Annotated in this window: 16 protein-coding genes; 8 read left to right on the top strand and 8 right to left on the bottom strand. The window is 61.2% G+C overall.

Annotated elements, in window-relative coordinates; translation table 11 throughout:
- Position 1 precedes the first annotated feature (1 nt).
- Positions 2 to 541 carry a GNAT family N-acetyltransferase gene (locus ACQY1K_RS10335; protein ID WP_430257292.1) on the bottom strand — a complete coding sequence of 180 codons (540 nt, stop codon included), beginning with the start codon at positions 539 to 541 and terminating at the stop codon, positions 2 to 4.
- Between the two features lie 275 nt (positions 542 to 816).
- Between ACQY1K_RS10335 and ACQY1K_RS10330 the strand changes: the two genes are divergently transcribed.
- Positions 817 to 1,407, top strand: coding sequence for a 3'-5' exonuclease (locus ACQY1K_RS10330; RefSeq protein ID WP_062456214.1), 591 nt, complete (start codon positions 817 to 819; stop codon positions 1,405 to 1,407).
- Between the two features lie 66 nt (positions 1,408 to 1,473).
- Complete coding sequence (locus tag ACQY1K_RS10325; protein WP_062581078.1) at positions 1,474 to 1,971, top strand: CreA family protein; 498 nt, start codon at positions 1,474 to 1,476, stop codon at positions 1,969 to 1,971.
- A gap of 79 nt (positions 1,972 to 2,050) precedes the next feature.
- On the opposite strand, the gene ACQY1K_RS10320 is transcribed toward ACQY1K_RS10325, so the two are convergent.
- On the bottom strand, positions 2,051 to 2,518 hold the full coding sequence (locus ACQY1K_RS10320; RefSeq protein ID WP_062457968.1) for a chemotaxis protein CheW: 468 nt from the start codon (positions 2,516 to 2,518) through the stop codon (positions 2,051 to 2,053).
- Positions 2,519 to 2,641: 123 nt separating this feature from the next.
- Here ACQY1K_RS10320 and ACQY1K_RS10315 point away from each other — a divergent pair, with 123 nt between their 5' ends.
- The 3 genes from ACQY1K_RS10315 to ACQY1K_RS10305 all read left to right on the top strand — a co-directional run bounded on the left by ACQY1K_RS10315 (position 2,642) and on the right by ACQY1K_RS10305 (position 4,444).
- Positions 2,642 to 2,797 carry a hypothetical protein gene (locus tag ACQY1K_RS10315; RefSeq protein WP_430243192.1) on the top strand — a complete coding sequence of 52 codons (156 nt, stop codon included), beginning with the start codon at positions 2,642 to 2,644 and terminating at the stop codon, positions 2,795 to 2,797.
- A 99-nt stretch (positions 2,798 to 2,896) separates the two neighbouring features.
- The gene (locus tag ACQY1K_RS10310; RefSeq protein ID WP_062456221.1) at positions 2,897 to 3,496 is read left to right on the top strand and encodes an SCO family protein; all 600 of its coding nucleotides are present in this window, start codon (positions 2,897 to 2,899) and stop codon (positions 3,494 to 3,496) included.
- Between the two features lie 66 nt (positions 3,497 to 3,562).
- The gene (locus ACQY1K_RS10305) at positions 3,563 to 4,444 is read left to right on the top strand and encodes a 50S ribosomal protein L11 methyltransferase (protein ID WP_430257291.1); all 882 of its coding nucleotides are present in this window, start codon (positions 3,563 to 3,565) and stop codon (positions 4,442 to 4,444) included.
- Positions 4,445 to 4,524: 80 nt separating this feature from the next.
- On the opposite strand, the gene ACQY1K_RS10300 is transcribed toward ACQY1K_RS10305, so the two are convergent.
- Positions 4,525 to 4,698: a hypothetical protein gene (locus ACQY1K_RS10300; protein WP_062456227.1), complete on the bottom strand. Its 174-nt coding sequence runs from the start codon at positions 4,696 to 4,698 to the stop codon at positions 4,525 to 4,527.
- A 238-nt stretch (positions 4,699 to 4,936) separates the two neighbouring features.
- On the opposite strand from ACQY1K_RS10300, the gene ACQY1K_RS10295 reads away from it, so the two are divergent.
- Positions 4,937 to 6,772, top strand: a complete 1,836-nt coding sequence (locus ACQY1K_RS10295; protein WP_430257290.1) for an aminopeptidase P family protein — start codon at positions 4,937 to 4,939, stop codon at positions 6,770 to 6,772.
- Between the two features lie 6 nt (positions 6,773 to 6,778).
- Here ACQY1K_RS10295 and ACQY1K_RS10290 read toward each other — a convergent pair whose 3' ends face one another.
- From ACQY1K_RS10290 to pncA, 3 genes are all read right to left on the bottom strand, one after another.
- Complete coding sequence (locus tag ACQY1K_RS10290; protein WP_062457971.1) at positions 6,779 to 7,102, bottom strand: AzlD family protein; 324 nt, start codon at positions 7,100 to 7,102, stop codon at positions 6,779 to 6,781.
- An 11-nt stretch (positions 7,103 to 7,113) separates the two neighbouring features.
- Positions 7,114 to 7,860, bottom strand: a complete 747-nt coding sequence (locus ACQY1K_RS10285; RefSeq protein WP_430257289.1) for an AzlC family ABC transporter permease — start codon at positions 7,858 to 7,860, stop codon at positions 7,114 to 7,116.
- Positions 7,861 to 7,977: 117 nt separating this feature from the next.
- Entirely contained in the window at positions 7,978 to 8,604 is a 627-nt protein-coding gene (gene pncA / locus ACQY1K_RS10280; RefSeq protein ID WP_430257288.1) for a bifunctional nicotinamidase/pyrazinamidase, read from the bottom strand.
- A 304-nt stretch (positions 8,605 to 8,908) separates the two neighbouring features.
- On the opposite strand from pncA, the gene ACQY1K_RS10275 reads away from it, so the two are divergent.
- Both ACQY1K_RS10275 and ACQY1K_RS10270 read left to right on the top strand, forming a co-directional pair.
- Complete coding sequence (locus ACQY1K_RS10275) at positions 8,909 to 10,132, top strand: YeeE/YedE family protein (RefSeq protein ID WP_062581070.1); 1,224 nt, start codon at positions 8,909 to 8,911, stop codon at positions 10,130 to 10,132.
- Positions 10,133 to 10,639: 507 nt separating this feature from the next.
- Positions 10,640 to 12,088 carry a DUF2778 domain-containing protein gene (locus tag ACQY1K_RS10270; RefSeq protein ID WP_430257287.1) on the top strand — a complete coding sequence of 483 codons (1,449 nt, stop codon included), beginning with the start codon at positions 10,640 to 10,642 and terminating at the stop codon, positions 12,086 to 12,088.
- A gap of 45 nt (positions 12,089 to 12,133) precedes the next feature.
- Here the strand turns inward: ACQY1K_RS10270 and ACQY1K_RS10265 are convergent, their stop codons facing one another.
- Positions 12,134 to 13,279: an amidohydrolase gene (locus tag ACQY1K_RS10265; protein WP_430258976.1), complete on the bottom strand. Its 1,146-nt coding sequence runs from the start codon at positions 13,277 to 13,279 to the stop codon at positions 12,134 to 12,136.
- Positions 13,280 to 13,347: 68 nt separating this feature from the next.
- Complete coding sequence (locus ACQY1K_RS10260) at positions 13,348 to 15,912, bottom strand: ATP-dependent helicase (RefSeq protein WP_430257286.1); 2,565 nt, start codon at positions 15,910 to 15,912, stop codon at positions 13,348 to 13,350.
- Positions 15,913 to 16,100: the final 188 nt, after the last annotated feature.

Genomic DNA, 16,100 nt, shown 5'->3' with positions numbered 1-16,100 from the left:
ATCAGGTTTTGAGCCGCGCCATCGCATAGGCGTCGACATAGTGCCCGTCGCGAAAGGCGTCGTCCCTGAGATGCCCTTCGATGACAAAGCCGTAGCGCTCGTAGAGCCTGATGGCGTCTTGGTTGTCGGTGAAGACGTCGAGTTCCAGACGGTGCAGGTTCAGCCAGTTGTCGGCAAGGTCGATCGCGGCCTTCATCAAGGCCGAGCCGACGCCGCGGCCGACAAAGTCGTCGTGCACGCCCATGCCGATCGTCCCCACATGCCGGCGACGGCCTTGCAGCGGACCGAGGAAGATGTCGCCGATGATGACGCCGTCCATGTCCGCCACGAGCTTCTTTGCGCCGGGCGCCGGGTTTTCCAGATACTGGCGGGTTTCCGCTACGGTCTGGAAGGGCAGCCTCAGCGTGCCGTAGCGATATCCGGGAAGATTGGCGAGGGCCGTGATGGCCGCCGCATCGTCGGGTGTCGACGACCTGATCACGTAACCGTCCAGCCGTTCGGCTCGCGGTGGCTTTTCCTGGATTTCGTCGCTTGAAGACATCTTTGCTCTCCTTCAGGTAATACCGAGGCAGAGCGGACCAGCCGATCCCTGCCATTTTCGGCAGGGTGGTGGACGGATGATCGACTAACGCGCCAAACCCGCCACACGCCCTGCAAGGCTTGTGGTCATGGTAAGACGGGTGTGGGCGATAGCGTTGATCATGGATCACATTGGGCCTGACAATGATGTGGAGGTCAAGATGCAGGCGGGGATGCGCTTTGCCGAATCGCTCCATCCGGCATAAAAGTCCGATGACCGAAGATTAGGACGCGACCTTGAAGACCATTGCGATCGATTTCGAAACCGCCAACGAACAGCGCGGCAGCGCCTGCTCGGTGGGTCTTGCGTGGATCGAGGACGGTCGTGTGGTGCGGGTCGAGGAACGGCTGATCCGGCCGCGGGATATGCGGTTTTCGTCTTTCAACATCGCCATCCATGGGATCCGGCCCGACCATGTCGAGGATGCCGGCGAGTTTCCCGAAGTGATGGACGAGTTCATCGACGATTTTCGTGGCGCGACGATGATCGCCCATAATGCCGCCTTCGATTTCAGCGTCTGGCGGGCCTGTCTCGACCAGTACCGGCAGTCCTATCCGGAACTGTCTTATCTCTGCAGCGTCAAGATGGCGCAAAAAGTCTGGCCGCACCTGATCTCGCACAAGCTCAATATCCTCGCGCAGCACCTGGGGCTGAGCTTCCTGCATCACAATGCGGCAGAGGATGCGGCGGTCTGTGCCGAAGCCTCGATCGCGATTGCACGGTCGCTTGAGGTCATGCATATCCACGATATTCCGACCGCGATCGGCATGCGGGCAGGGCGGTTGTTTTCCGGTGGCTATGATGCCTGCACATTGCGCAAGCAGTGATCACTTGTAACCCCGCTGCCGAAGCTTATCTCTGATCACGTATCGTTGACTGGAGATTTTGCCACTATGACTCGTTCGAGCCGCCGCCTTGCCGTTCTCGCGACCGCCGCTATCCTCGGCGGTCTTGCCGTTCCCGCTCTTGCCCAGGTGGTCGGCAAGGTCGGCGTCGACTGGATCGGCAACGACATCATCGTCGAGGCGGTGCAGGACCCGAAGGTGAAGGGTGTCACCTGCCACGTCACGTATTTTGATCGCAGCGTCATCGACAGGCTGAAGAACGGCAAGTGGTTCGAGGACCCGTCCAACAATTCCATCTCCTGCCGCCAGACCGGGCCGATCGAGATCGGTGATATCGAGCTGGACGACGGTGGCGAGGAAGTGTTTCGCCAGGGTCGGTCGCTGATCTGGAAAGACCTTCTGGTCAAGCGGATCTACGACAAGCCGAACGATACGCTGATCTACCTTGCCCATTCGCGACAGGTTGTCGAAGGATCGGCGAAGATGGCGATCTCCAGCGTGCCGCTGTTCAACCAGCCGGTGACCTGGGAAAAGGGCAAACCCTGATCCGCTCTACGTCCTGACGTAAGAAAACCGGGCTCCTTTCGGAACCCGGTTTCAGCAAGGACAGTTCTATGCCTTCAGATCAGGCGGCTTCGCGCGACAGTTCGTCTGCAATGACGGTGTCTAGGTTCAGGAAGCAGACCATGGTCTTTTCCAGGGCAACGATGCCGCGGCAGAAATCGCGCTGGGCTTCCGGAATGATTTCCGGTGCCGGCTGCAGATCTTCGCTTCTGATCGTCATCATGTCGGAGACCTGTTCGACCAGAAGGCCGACCAGCTTGCCGGCGATGTCCGTGACGATGATCGCCGAACGCTCGGACGGTTCGGTCATCTTCATGCCGAGGCGGCACGCCATGTCGATGACCGGGATCACCGCGCCGCGCAGGTTGATGAGGCCAAGCACGTAAGGCGGAGTATGCGGCATCGGAGTGACCGGCGCCCAACCGCGAATTTCGCGGATCGCCATGATGTCGATGCAGAATTCCTGGTCTCCCAAGTGGAAGGAGACGATTTCGAGATAGGCTCCCGACTGCTTGATGGCGTTACTCATGTCGATCATCCTGATGTCGTTTTTTTGAAAGTCTCACGTCCCCGTTAAACTTCCCCTAATCTTTGCCGCCTCAACGCGCTTTTTGTTCTATTTCCCGGCCGGTCGACGATGCTATAGTGGGTCATGCAACCGACCGCCCCATCGCTCCGACTTCCGGTTTTTCTGATCGCCGCGCTTGCCGCGATGCTGATCGGCGTCCTCGCTTTTGTTGGTTGGGCGCAGCACGGTTCGTCCATCTTCCTCGCGATGGCCGAGGGAACGCTCTCCTGGTGCATGTGACGGCCACGTCTGTGAAAACGCTGTGGTGATTTGCAACAATCGTCGTCTGCGGCTATCAGCGGTCACGATCTCAACTGATGATGCAGCAGGCAAACTACGATGAAGACTTTCCGAATTGTACTTTGGCTCGCCGTCGTCATTTTGGCCGGTGTTCTGGCCTGGCTGACCCTGGAGGTCACGCGCTCGAAGCAGCAGGTGGCCGAAGGGCCGTTCGGTGTCCCGTTCGAACTTGTGGCGCAGGACGGCAGCCCGATCACCGAAGCAGCGTTCCGCGACAAACCGACTGCCGTGTTCTTCGGCTTTACCCATTGCCCGGAAGTCTGCCCGACAACGCTGTTCGAGCTGAACACCTGGCTGCATCAGGTCGATCCCGATGGCACAAAGCTCAACGCTTACTTTGTGAGCGTCGACCCGGAGCGCGACACGCCGGAGCTGATGGGACAGTATGTCTCGAATGTCTCCGACCGTATTCGCGGTATCTCAGGCCCGCCTGCCAAGGTGATGGAGATGGTCAAAGGGTTTCGCGTGCTTGCCCGCAAGGTGCCGGTGGATGAGAAAAACCCTGGCGGCGATTACACGATGGACCATACGGCATCGATTTTCCTCCTGAAGGACGGCGGCCGTTTTGCCGGAACGATCGCTTACGGCGAGGATCCTGCAGCGGCGGCGAAGAAGCTCGAGAACCTGACCAAGGGATAAGTCGCTTGAGGCGGATGCCTTATCTGTGGCAAAGCTTGCCGCGAAGATTATGAGAGGCGACTTCCTTTGAGTGAAATCCGGCTTTACGTGACATCCACCGAAATCGGTTCGGCCGAGATCCTCGACCTCCTGTCGCTGGAGTTCGGCGAAGAGGACGTGGCGATTGCCACGACCGAGGTGGACGAGAAGAAGGATATCTGGGAAGCCTCCGTCTACATGATGGCGGACGACGAAGAGGTCTTCAGAGAACGCATCGCAAAGGCGATCAGCGACGATTTTCCCGATCTTTCGATTGCGATGGAGGTTATCCCGGATGTCGACTGGATTGCCAAATCGCTCGAAGGGCTTAAGCCTGTCAGGGCAGGGCGGTTTCTGGTTCATGGCTCGCATGACCGCGACAAGGTCAAGATCAACGACATTGCCATCGAGATCGATGCTGGACAGGCATTCGGGACCGGCCATCATGGCACAACGGCGGGGTGCCTCGAGGTGATCGACACGGTCGTTCGAGCGACCGAGCCGAGAAATGCGCTCGATTTGGGAACGGGCAGCGGCGTTCTGGCGATTGCGGTGCGCAAGTTGCGCAACATCCCGGTTCTTGCAACGGACATCGATCCGGTCGCCGTTCGGGTTGCCAAGGAGAATGTTCGCCGCAACGGCATTGCCAGCGGACTGCGGCTGGAGACGGCACCGGGTTTCCACTCCTCGGCCTTTCGCCAGGACGGTCCGTTCGACCTCATCATCGCCAATATTCTGGCGCGGCCGTTGATCAAGATGGCGCCGCAGCTGGTGACGCATCTGACACCGGGCGGATCGGTGATCCTGTCCGGTATTCTAGCCGAGCAGCGCTGGAAGGTGATTTCCGCTTATGCAGGCGCCCGCTGCCGGCATGTGCGCACGATCTGGCGAAACGGCTGGGTGACCATGCATTTCGTGCGAGGCATGTGACGGGCCATGAGCTGGCCTGTCAGGTTCTGTAGGCTTGCCGGCACACCGAGTTGCGTGCCGGGTATCGCGTCGTCCTCAGATCAGAAGATGTAACGGGTCGCACCCTGGCGCTGAAGTTCTTCGCGCGTCGTGCCGAGGCTCTTCAGCGTCGCATCATCAAGGCCAAGCATTGCGCCGTTGACGTAACGGGAAACCTGACGCTGACGGGCTTCAACCACGCGGTTCATTGCATTGCGGAGAAATGAGTTGGCCATCGTGTTCGTCCTTTTCAAAGTGATGACCCCAGAGGTCATCGAACATTGACGACACCTTAGTTGATAAAAAATGAGGCAGGCAGTGGGTCTGCATCATGTGTGGCATGCGTCGGCTGCATGGATAGGTTCCTGACCCTGACTGCCCTGTCACGTATCTGCATAGGATACTGGCGGCGGCGCGGGGAAATGTTCTAACATGGCGGCCATCAGTCGGAATCAAACCAGCCGGAATTCACTCATGTTTCAATCGTTCGAGACCAAGTCCGCCCCGCAGTTCGGCCGCGAAAGGGTGACTGCCCTGCGCGACGGCTTTGCCGAACTCGGCATCGACGGGTTTCTCGTGCCCCGCGCCGACGAGTATCAGGGCGAGTATGTGCCTGAGTCGGCCGAGCGCCTGTCATGGTTGACCGGCTTTACCGGATCTGCCGGCATGGCGCTCATCACGCAGCGTGAGGCAATCGTCTTCGTTGACGGGCGTTACGTGACGCAACTGGCCGAACAGGTTGACGGAACTGTGTTTTCCGGCGGCGATCTGGTCGGCGAGCCGCCGCATGCCTGGATTGCGAAACAAGCGCCGAAAGGGTTCCGCCTCGGCATCGACCCTTGGCTGCATGCCGGTGCGGAAGTGCGCAGGCTGGAAAAGGCGCTTGCGGAGATCGGCGGCACGCTGGTTTCGCTGGCCCATAATCCGCTCGATGCGATCTGGAGCGATCGCCCGGCGGAACCGGTTGGCGCGTTGACCATCCAGAGAGAAGAGTTTGCCGGGAAGCCGGCCGGCGACAAGCTGAGCGAGATCGCGCGGCAGACCGAAGCGAAGGGACTGTCGGCGGTGCTGATCACGGATCCGTCCTCCGTCGCCTGGATCTTCAATGTTCGCGGGGCTGACGTGCCGCACACGCCACACCCGCTGGCACGCGCGATCGTCTTTGCAAATGACAAGGCAGAACTCTTCATCGATGCGGCAAAGCTCGGGAGCGAAGAGGCGGCTTACCTGGACGCTCTCGCTCTCCGGCGCGACCCTTCCGCGTTCCTAGGCCGTCTTGCCGAGGTCTCCAAAAACGGCGCCCGCATCCTGATCGATCCGGATCTGACACCGCTCGCGCTGACGGCTGCAGTCGTCGCAGCCGGCGGCGAGGTGGTCGAGGGGATCGATCCGGCAAAGCTGCCGCGCGCCTGCAAGAATTCGGCGGAACTCGATGGATCTGCCAAGGCGCATCTGCAGGATGGCGCGGCTGTCGTCGAGTTTCTGTGCTGGTTGGATGGCCAGACGCCGGGCTCAATCACCGAGATCGATGCGGTAAAGACGCTGGAAGCGACCCGGGCCCGCGTCGGCCAGAGCATGCAGAACCCGCTGAAGGACGTTTCCTTCGATACGATTTCCGGTGCCGGAGAGCATGCTGCGATCATGCATTACCGGGTGACGTCCGAAAGCAACCGGCAGATCCTGCCCGGCGAACTGTTCCTGATCGATTCGGGCGCGCAGTATGTCAACGGAACGACGGATATCACCCGCACGGTTGCGGTCGGCTCGGTTTCCGAGGATCGCAAGCGCTTCTTCACGCTGGTTCTGAAGGGCATGATCGCCATCAGCATGGCGAAGTTTCCGAAGGGAACGCGCGGCTGCGATCTCGATCCGCTCGCTCGGATCGCGCTGTGGAAGGCGGGGGCGGATTTTGCGCATGGCACGGGCCATGGCGTCGGCTCCTATCTCTCGGTGCATGAGGGGCCGCAGCGCATTTCGCGGATGTCGACGCAGGAGCTTCTGCCCGGCATGATCCTTTCGAACGAGCCCGGCTATTACCGCCCCGGCGCCTTCGGGATCCGGATCGAAAACCTGATCTTCGTGAACGATGCCGCACCTGTCGAGGGTGGGGACATGCCGGTTCTGTCGTTCGAGACGCTGACCTGGTGCCCGATCGATCGCCGGCTTGTGGTCCAATCGCTGATGACCTCGGAAGAACTGCAGTGGCTGAACGACTATCACACACAGGTGCGCGAAAAACTGATGCCGCTGATCGACAAGGATTCGGTCAAGACCTGGCTCACAACTGCGACGGCGCCGATCTCCGGCTGAGCCGGATTACATCCCGATACCGAAACCGTGCCGGGCGGCCATGACTGCCGCCCAGCCGACGACGAGGACCATGAGGCCCGGAAAACGCAGTCCGAACACCAGCGCCGCGATCATCGCAATGCGCACGTCCCAGCCGCTGTTGACGAAGGGTGGAGCGACGAGTGTCACCAGAACGGCGGCCGGCACGGCGTTGAGGGCCGATTCCACCCGTGGCGGTATGCGTTTCAGGCTGTTGACAAGGATGTAGCCGCCGAGCCGCGTGGCGTATGTCGCAATTGCCGCCATCAGGATCAGGGTGACTGTCTGGCTGTCGACGGAGAAGGCGCTCATGCCGGTTTCCATCACGCAGCCTCCGTTTCAAGGGCCGGGTCTTTCACGTCGTGATCCGAGGCTCCGGGAGGAGGTAGGATGGCCGCGACGACGATCCCGAGCGCTGCCCCCACACTGATATGCCAGGGTGACCCGACGACCCAGTAGGCGATAACCGATCCGACTGCTCCGGCGACGAGGACGGGTAGAAAATTGTGCCGCTTGCGAAAGCCCATCACCAGACCGAGAAAGTAGACGGGCAGGAGGACATCGATGCCGATCGCCTTCGGGTCGCCGATCAGGCTGCCGAACAGCGCGCCGACAATGGTATTGCCGACCCATCCAATCCATACCACGCCGCCCATGGCGATGTACCAGGCGAAGGTAACCGGGGTCTGTTCTTCACGTTTCTCCGTCTCGGCAAATTGCGGATCGGTCAGCAGAAAAAAGGAAAGCCCGCGTTTTAGCAGCGGAAAACGGCCGAGGATCGGCGATACTGCCGCGGAATAGAGAACGTGGCGGAAATTGACGGCGAGCACCGAGAGCACGATCATCCAGGCCGCGACATGGTGGCCGAACAGTTCGATCCCGACCAACTGGCTCGCACCGCCGAAGACAAACGCGCTCATCAGCGCCGCTTCCGCCATGCTGAAACCGTTGTCGATGGCGATCGCTCCGAACAGGATGCCGAACGGGGCTGAGGAAAGGACGATGACGAAGCCCTTCTTCAATCCGTTCCTGATCTGGCCGCTTGTGGTGATCGGTTCGCTGAAACTCATGAGTCTTCCGATGCGTGCGCGTGCAATGCTTCGTTTATGCACGTGAGCGCCCGGTGACAATCGAATTGCGTTGATGCGTGTATCGATTTTGCTGAACGATCGGCGGCGCGGAGTGCGTCAGTCCGCGAGAATCTCGCTGCTCTTGATAATGCCGACGCCGTTGGCGCGCATCTCCTCGATGGCAGCCCTGACACCCTCGGGTGTTATGCCGCGGCTCGCATCCTCGATGAAGCGCACTTTGACGTCCGGCAGCATTTCGACAGCGTCCAAGGCTGAAAACTTCACGCAGTAGTCCGTGGCGAGACCGCAAACGTCAAGCTCCGTAATCTGCTGCGCCCGGAGGTAACCGGCAAGGCCGGTAAGGGCGGCCTGGTCGTTGTCGCGAAAGGCGGAATAGCTGTCGACCGCAGGGTTTTCGCCCTTCTGCTGGATATAATCGACTGCGCCGATATCGAGATCCGGATGGAATTCCGCATCCGGTGTTTCCCGCACGCAGTGATCCGGCCACATGACCTGCGGCTGGCCCAAGAGCTCGCCCATGTCGAATGGTTTCTTGCCCGGATGCTGGGAGGCGAAGCTGCCGTGATTGGCGGGATGCCAGTCCTGCGAGGCGACGATCACGTCGTAACCGCCGTCGGAAATGAGGCTGTTTGCGATCGGCACGATATCGTCACCGTGGGCAACGGCGAGGTTGCCGCCAGGGCAGAAGCCATTCTGGATGTCGATCAGGAGCAGCGCTTTCATAGATCGTCCTCACGAGTGGTTCTTCCTTGTCACACGAAGATGCCAAGCATGGCGGCATCGATCAAGCCTCTTCTGCCCAACACGATCGTCGCTCCAAATCATTTGTGACGAAACGGTCGGCCTTGGTGGCAGGTTCTGCGGTCATCTGATCTCCGCGGTTTCTAGGATGTCTGAAGATGACTCGATCGCTTTTGCTGACCGATCTGAAATCTCAATCCGGTTTCGAGCCGAATGTTGAAACGTGATTCCTCGTCGGATGCGGACCACGACCCTATCTAGAGGTCATCTTCACGGAGTTTCTCCCATGTCACTGTCGTCTTCGCTAGAAACGCGGGCTGAAGGCCTGCCGCCGATCGGTTTTCCCGGTCTCGGCGCTCTCATCGTGCTTGTTGTCGGCACCGTTGCGCTCGGCCTCGCTTATGGTCCAGCCCAAGGTGCGCTCTTCCTCATCGGAGGCGGGCTTGGCATCGCGCTCTATCACGCGGCCTTCGGGTTCACGTCTGCCTGGCGTGTCTTCATTGCGGAGGGCCGGGGCCGGGGTCTTCGCGTTCAGATGATTCTTCTGGCGCTTGCCGTCATCCTGTTTTTCCCGGCTCTATCCAACGGCGTGCTGTTCGGCACCGAGGTGCGTGGCAATATCTCGCCGGCCGGTATCGGCGTGATCGTCGGCGCCTTCATGTTCGGCATCGGGATGCAGCTTGGCGGCGGTTGTGCATCCGGCACGCTGTTTACCGCCGGTGGCGGCAATGCGCGCATGCTGGTGACCCTGTTCTTCTTCATCGTCGGTTCGGTTCTCGCCACCATCCACTTCGACTGGTGGGTCAGTCTTCCTTCGCTGCCGCCGACGTCTCTGTTTCAGACGTTCGGTGCGTTTGGCGGCATTGCGGTATCGCTTGCCATATTCGCGGCGATCGCCGCGATCACTGTGGTCGTCGAGAAGCGGCGCAACGGCGCACTTGAACAGGCACCACCTTCGCCACGGCATGGTCTTGCCCGCTATCTGCGTGGTCCGTGGCCGCTGGTGGCTGGCGCGATTGCACTCGTCATCCTCAATTTCGCGACGCTCGCAATCGCCGGCCGTCCCTGGGGGATCACGTCCGCCTTCGCGCTCTGGGGTGCGAAGGGCGCGCAGGCGATCGGCTTTGATCCGACAGCCTGGGCCTACTGGCAGCAGCCGGGGAATGCCAAGGCTCTGGCCGGAAGCGTGTTTGCCGATGTCACATCCGTCATGGATTTCGGCCTCATCGCGGGCGCCATGCTGGCGGCGGCGCTGGCTGGAAAGTTTGCTCCCAGCCTCGACATCCCGCTGCGTTCGATCCTTGCGGCCGTCGTTGGCGGCCTGCTGCTCGGCTACGGTGCGCGAATCGCCTATGGCTGCAATATCGGAGCCTATTTCTCCGGCATCGCGTCCGGCAGCCTGCATGGTTATCTCTGGGCAGTCGCGGCGTTTGCCGGAAATGTGCTGGGTGTGAAATTGCGGCCCTTCTTCTTCATGGAAGGTCGGTCCATTCGCCGGGCCGACGGTTGAGCCGTTCACCGCATCCCTTCAAAACTCCACGATCCATGGGCGCCTCCACAGAGGCGCCCATTTTCGCATGTGGGTTCAGACAGAGTGTCGCCACACTTTGGCTCGGGCTTGCCGCATCTTACCCCCTCAAAATTGCGGGTGCGATTTCGTACCTCAAATGTCGCAACAGTTAAAAACCGGTGTAAGCCTTGAGTTTGTTAACTTTTGTCGCTAAACAGCAACAGTCGACGAGCTAGACACCGGACTTGCGGGAAGGGTCGAACACCCCTTTGCCGCATTTCTGCTTAACTTCCGGCGGTATGCGCTTTTAAGTGCACCACCGAAACCAAATCGGGGCGGCGTAAAGACATTGGTTACCATAATCGTTCATTCTCATATGCAGTCGATTGGCGGCGATGAGCAGATCCTGTCTGCTTTCTCAGTCCGCTTTGATCTTGCGGGCAAGACTGCGAAAGCAGGCCTTGCCGGTGTGAGTAACGGTTCGGGTAACGAGTAATGGCGCGTCAGTTGGAATCCAAAGCTTCGAAGCAGAACGGTCGCAAAGCGGCATCGAAAGCATCCTCGGCGCAGGCGCGCCGCAAGAAGTCCCGCTCACTCATGACGAATATGGCGCTTGGCGTCGGCTTTACCGTGGCAGCGCTGGTTGGTGCCTCGATGGTCACGGTCGCGACCTCGGTCAAGTCTGCCCCCAGCATCAGGTTCGAAACGGCCCTGCTTGCGCCACCAACGGCGCGCGAGCATCTCGTGGCTGCATCGGCGCGCACTGCGGACCGCAATCTCGATATCTCGAAATTCTCTCGCCTTTCAGGCAGCGCGCCGGCCGAGCCGAAGCGCGGTCGTCTGGAAGGAGCGCAGCTTGCTGCTCTCTCTTCCCAGCGTCCGGATGACGCAAGCGTTCGTCAGTCGATGCATCTCGCGATGGCAAAGGCTGCCCGTCACGCCGAAACCGAACAGCAGTTTGCGGCCCTTGGCAAGCTTCGGCCCGGCTCCGACCAGATCAAGTCCGCCCTCGGTTCTGCCATGGAAAGTCTTGTGGTCGTAGCGCCACGCGGTAGCGAAGCTCTGGGCGCAATGCCCGACATTCTCCAGGAAGTTCAGCCGGCGACAGAGGTGGCGGAACTCGACACGATGAAGCCGGTGGAACTCGCGTCGCTCGAAAGCGATCTGCCGGAAAGCATGTCGGAGGATACGGTGGCGATTGCCGAACAGGCGACGCCGCTGCCTTCACCTGCGCCGACATCTCTCGCCCAGGCGCTGCCGAAAGCCGGACCACTGCCGGTCCTGCGTCCCGGTGCGGCCACCACCAGCGCTTCCATGGCCGTCGCTTCCGTCAAGCCTGAAAAGCCGAATGCACTTGCCGCAATCGCAGCCGTCGCGCCGCAAAAGCCTGGCCGTGGCGACAACGATAACGACAAGCCAACCGTGCTTGCCTTTGCCAAGCCGAACAACCCGATGCGCGAAGAGCCTCTCGCGCCGTCGCAGGGTTCGCCGAAGTGGCCGGGCATTGGCACCAAGGTTGCGATCTACGACATCACCAACGGCGTGGTCATCATGCCGAATGGCAGCAAGCTCGAGGCCCATTCCGGCATCGGCAGCATGCGCGACAACCCGAAGTTCACGCATGTGAAGATGCGCGGCCCGACACCTCCGGGCACCTACAAGCTGTCGATGCGCGAATCGCTGTTCCACGGTGTTGCGGCAATCCGATTGACACCGACCGACGGCAAGGCGCCTCAGGGCCGCACGGGTCTTCTCGCTCACAGCTTCCTGCTTCGCGTTCGCGGCGACAGCCATGGTTGCGTGGCCTTCGCTGACTACGACAAGTTCCTGAAGGCCTTCCAGCGCGGCGAGATCACCCACATGATCATCGTGCCGAAGTGGGATGGCAAGCGCCCCGGCGCCGGCCCAAGCGGCGGCGGCATCATGGCAAAGCTGTTCGGCAACAAGGACGCCTGATCAAACTCAAAACAAACGGAGCCTTTTAGGCTCCGTTTTTCGTTGTCAGCCCAGCGTCTGCCGCGTTGCGGCCAGGAAGATGCGCGCGCCGATCGCAATCAGATCGTCGGGATAATCATAAGTCGGGTTGTGCAGGGCAGGGTGGCTTTCGCCGGCGCCGAGAAACAGCATGGCCGATTTCGAGACCGTAGCGAAGCGACCGAAATCCTCCGAAGCGCGATAGGCTTGCCCAGCGACATGCGGCACGCCCTCGGCATCCATGGCGGCCCTTAGGATGTCGGCTGCAGCGGGATCGTTGATGCAGTGGCCGAACACATCCTGATAGGACACGGTCAGGGCCAACCCATCCGCCGCAGCCGCGTCTCTCGCCATTGTCTCCGCCTGTTCGACAAGAGCGGACATCTGATCATCCGTCGAGGTGCGCAGCGTCACCCAGATCTCGCCATGCGCCGGTGAAATTCCGGCCGCGGGTTCACCGATCGTCACGTGGGTCACGGTTGCTCGCACGAGGTCGTCGTTTTCGACAGAGCCTGCCGAAATACCGCTCAGGGCTGGCAGCAGCCTGGCCACGGCCGAAACCGGCGAGATCCCGGTCTCTGGCGATGCCGCGTGGGCAGTCTTGCCGGTCAGGATGATCTTCATGCCGCGCGATGCGCAATTGGTCGGCCCGTCCTTCAGATGGACGTGGCCGAGCGGGATGCCCGGCATATTGTGCAGCGACAGGCTGATATCGGGCGTGAGGGCCCGGAACGTCTCGTCGGCAAGGACCGCTGCCGCCCCGGCGCCGTTCTCCTCCGCCGGCTGGAACAGGAGAACGACACGACCCTTGGCGGGACGTCGACGTCCGAGCGCACGGCCGACCGCCGCAAGCGTTGCCATATGCCCGTCATGCCCGCACATATGGCTCTTTCCCGATACCTTCGACTTGTACTCGGGATCGCCCAACTCCTCGATCGGAAGAGCATCGAGCTCCGCCCGCAGCATCACCGTCATTCCGGGCACGCCACTGTCGTAGACGACCGCGACGCCGGTGCCGCCCAGACCTTCGACGATCTCGTCCGGACCGGTCTCCGACAGGAACCGCACCACCTCGCGCGCCGTCCCCGCTTCCTCACCGGAGACATCAGGCATGGTATGAAGCCGGCGGCGCCATGCGGTGAGTTCGACGACGTCGCTGTTGGTGAGGGAGATGTCATTCATCGAATTCTAAAGCCCTCATCATGGTCACGACCCTCGTTTGCGAGTGAGTAGACGTCTCGTCAGCCCGCCTTCTCCACGAACCCGTCCAGCACCCGCTTTTGCCCTGCCTTGTCGAACTCGATCGTCAGCTTGTTGCCTTCGATCGCGGTGACATTGCCGTTGCCGAATTTGATGTGGAAGACCCGGTCGCCGGTGGTGAATTTCGAGGGCGTGTCGGTTGTCGACTTGGCGACCAGCTCGCCGTCGATCGTGCGGCCGCGGGGGCCGCTTTCGCCGTAGCCGATGCGTTCCACGGCGTGGCCTGAGCGGCTGCCCCAGTTGTCGCGGGTGGCATCTGTCTTGTTGGCCTGGGCGCGTTTCCAGCCGGGCGTCGCATAGGAGTTGCCGGCGAAAGCATCCGCCTTGTCGAAGCGCGACTGGCCGTAGCCGCCGCGGCCGCCATAGCCGCCGAAGCTCGAGGACTCCGAGGACGCCACATCAACATGGCTCGGCGGCAGTTCATCGAGAAACCGCGAGGGCATGGTTGATTGCCACAGGCCGTGAATGCGTCGGTTCGAGACGAACCAGATGTGGCAGCGTCGCTTTGCGCGGGTGATGCCGACATAGGCGAGGCGGCGTTCCTCCTCCAGCCCCGAGCGGCCGCCTTCGTCCAGGGCGCGCTGGTGCGGGAAAAGGCCTTCTTCCCAGCCGGGCAGGAATACGGTCTCGAATTCCAGACCCTTGGCCGAGTGGAGCGTCATGATCGAGACGGCATCGAGGTTCTCGTTGGTCTCGGCATCCATGACGAGCGAGACGTGTTCGAGGAAGCCGCGCATGCTCTCGAACTGCTCCATCGAGCGGATCAGTTCCTTCAGGTTTTCCAGCCGCCCCGGCGCTTCGGCGGTCTTGTCGTTCTTCCACATGTCGGTATAGCCCGACTCTTCGAGGATCTGCTCGGCCAGTTCCGTATGCGGCACGGTTTCGAGACGTGCCTGCCAGTTGCGGAAATTCTGCACGACATCGAACAGGGCCTTGCGGGCCTTCGGCTTCAGCTCGTCGGTCTCGATCATTTCGCTTGCGGCCTGCAGCATGGGCACATCGCGGGCGCGGGCGCTGTCATGCAGGTAGCGTATGGTCGTGTCGCCGAGGCCGCGCTTCGGCGTGTTGACGATACGCTCGAAGGCAAGGTCGTCGGCCGGCTGGCAGACCATGCGGAAATAGGCCATCGCATCGCGGATCTCGAGGCGCTCGTAAAAGCGCGGGCCGCCGATGACGCGGTAGTTGAGGCCGAGCGTCACGAACCGGTCTTCGAACTCGCGCATCTGAAACGAGGCGCGCACCAGGATCGCCATGTCGTTCAGCGCGTGTTTCTTGGCATCGCTGCGACCATCGCCGCGCTGCAGCCGCTCGATCTCCTCACCGACGGCACGGGCTTCTTCTTCGCTATCCCAGGCAGCGTGGACGATGACCTTTTCATCTTCGGGATCGACCCGGTCGGTGAACAGCGTCTTGCCGAGGCGTCCTTCGTTATGGGCGATCAGATGGCCGGCAGCGCCGAGGATGTGCTCTGTCGAGCGGTAGTTGCGCTCAAGCTTGATGACCTTGGCGCCCGGAAAATCCTTGTCGAAGCGAAGGATGTTTTCCACTTCCGCGCCGCGCCAGCCATAGATCGACTGGTCGTCGTCGCCGACGCAGCAGACGTTCTGCGGCACATCCTTCGGACGCTGAGCGAGCAGACGCAGCCACATATACTGGGCCGTATTGGTGTCCTGATACTCGTCGACGAGGATATAGCGGAACCGCTGGTGATACTCCTTGAGCAGATCCGGTGCCTTGCGGAACAGGGCGATCGGGTGCAGCAAAAGGTCGCCGAAATCGCAGGCGTTGAGCGTGCGCAGGCGGGCCTGATAGGCGGCATAGAGTTCGCGGCCCTTGCCGTTGGCAAAAGCTCGGGCGTCGCCTTCCGGAATGTCGGGCGGCAACAGGCCCTTGTTCTTCCAGCCATCGATCATGCCGGCGAACTGCTTGGCCGGCCAGCGCTTGTCATCCAGACCTTCCGCCTGGATGAGCTGCTTGATCAGGCGCACGACGTCGTCGGTGTCTAAGATGGTGAAATCGGATCGCAGGCCGACCAGCTCCGAATGGCGCCGCAGCAGTTTGACGCCGATCGAGTGAAACGTGCCGAGCCACGGCATGCCTTCGACGGCGCCGCCGACGAGAACGCCGATGCGCTCCTTCATCTCGCGCGCAGCCTTGTTGGTAAAGGTCACGGCGAGAATCTGGCTCGGATAGGCGCGGCCGGTCTCCAGCAGGTGGGCGATGCGGGTGGTCAGCACGCGGGTCTTGCCGGTTCCGGCGCCCGCGAGAACCAGAACGGGACCATCCAAGGTCTCGACCGCTTCGCGCTGTTCCGGGTTAAGGCCCGTCATATAGTCGGGTGAGGGCCGGTTGCCACCGCGCGCCGCCATGGCCCGCGCCGCGATCCCCAAACCACCGGAACCACCAGCAGGAACAGGAGCAGAACCTTGGTTGCCAGCCGATGCCGGCACCGGGCGCTGGTCCGATTGGTCTTCGCCTCGCGCCTTGCGGGGGGCGGGCTCCGGCTCCTCATCGAAGAAAGGGATGTCGTCGTAACTGTTACTCATCCGGCCAATGTAGTGATTCGGGCTCGAAAGACCAGCCGATGTTCTCTTTTCATTCCTATGTTTCCCCTAGGAATCTTCCGGATCCGTGTCGTTGAAGCTCTGACACATCCGTGAAATCGCGTGATGTTACAAAACAGTAAGGTAGGTTCCTCGACCTTGCCAGTTGGGCGCGAAACGGGGATACTTGC

The sequence above is a fragment of the Neorhizobium sp. IRS_2294 genome, assembly GCF_050500145.1.
In the GTDB taxonomy this organism is placed as follows: Bacteria; Pseudomonadota; Alphaproteobacteria; order Rhizobiales; family Rhizobiaceae; genus Neorhizobium; species Neorhizobium soli.
The sequence above is the reverse complement of the archived record's forward strand: the minus strand, read 5'-3'. Positions and strand labels throughout refer to the sequence as shown.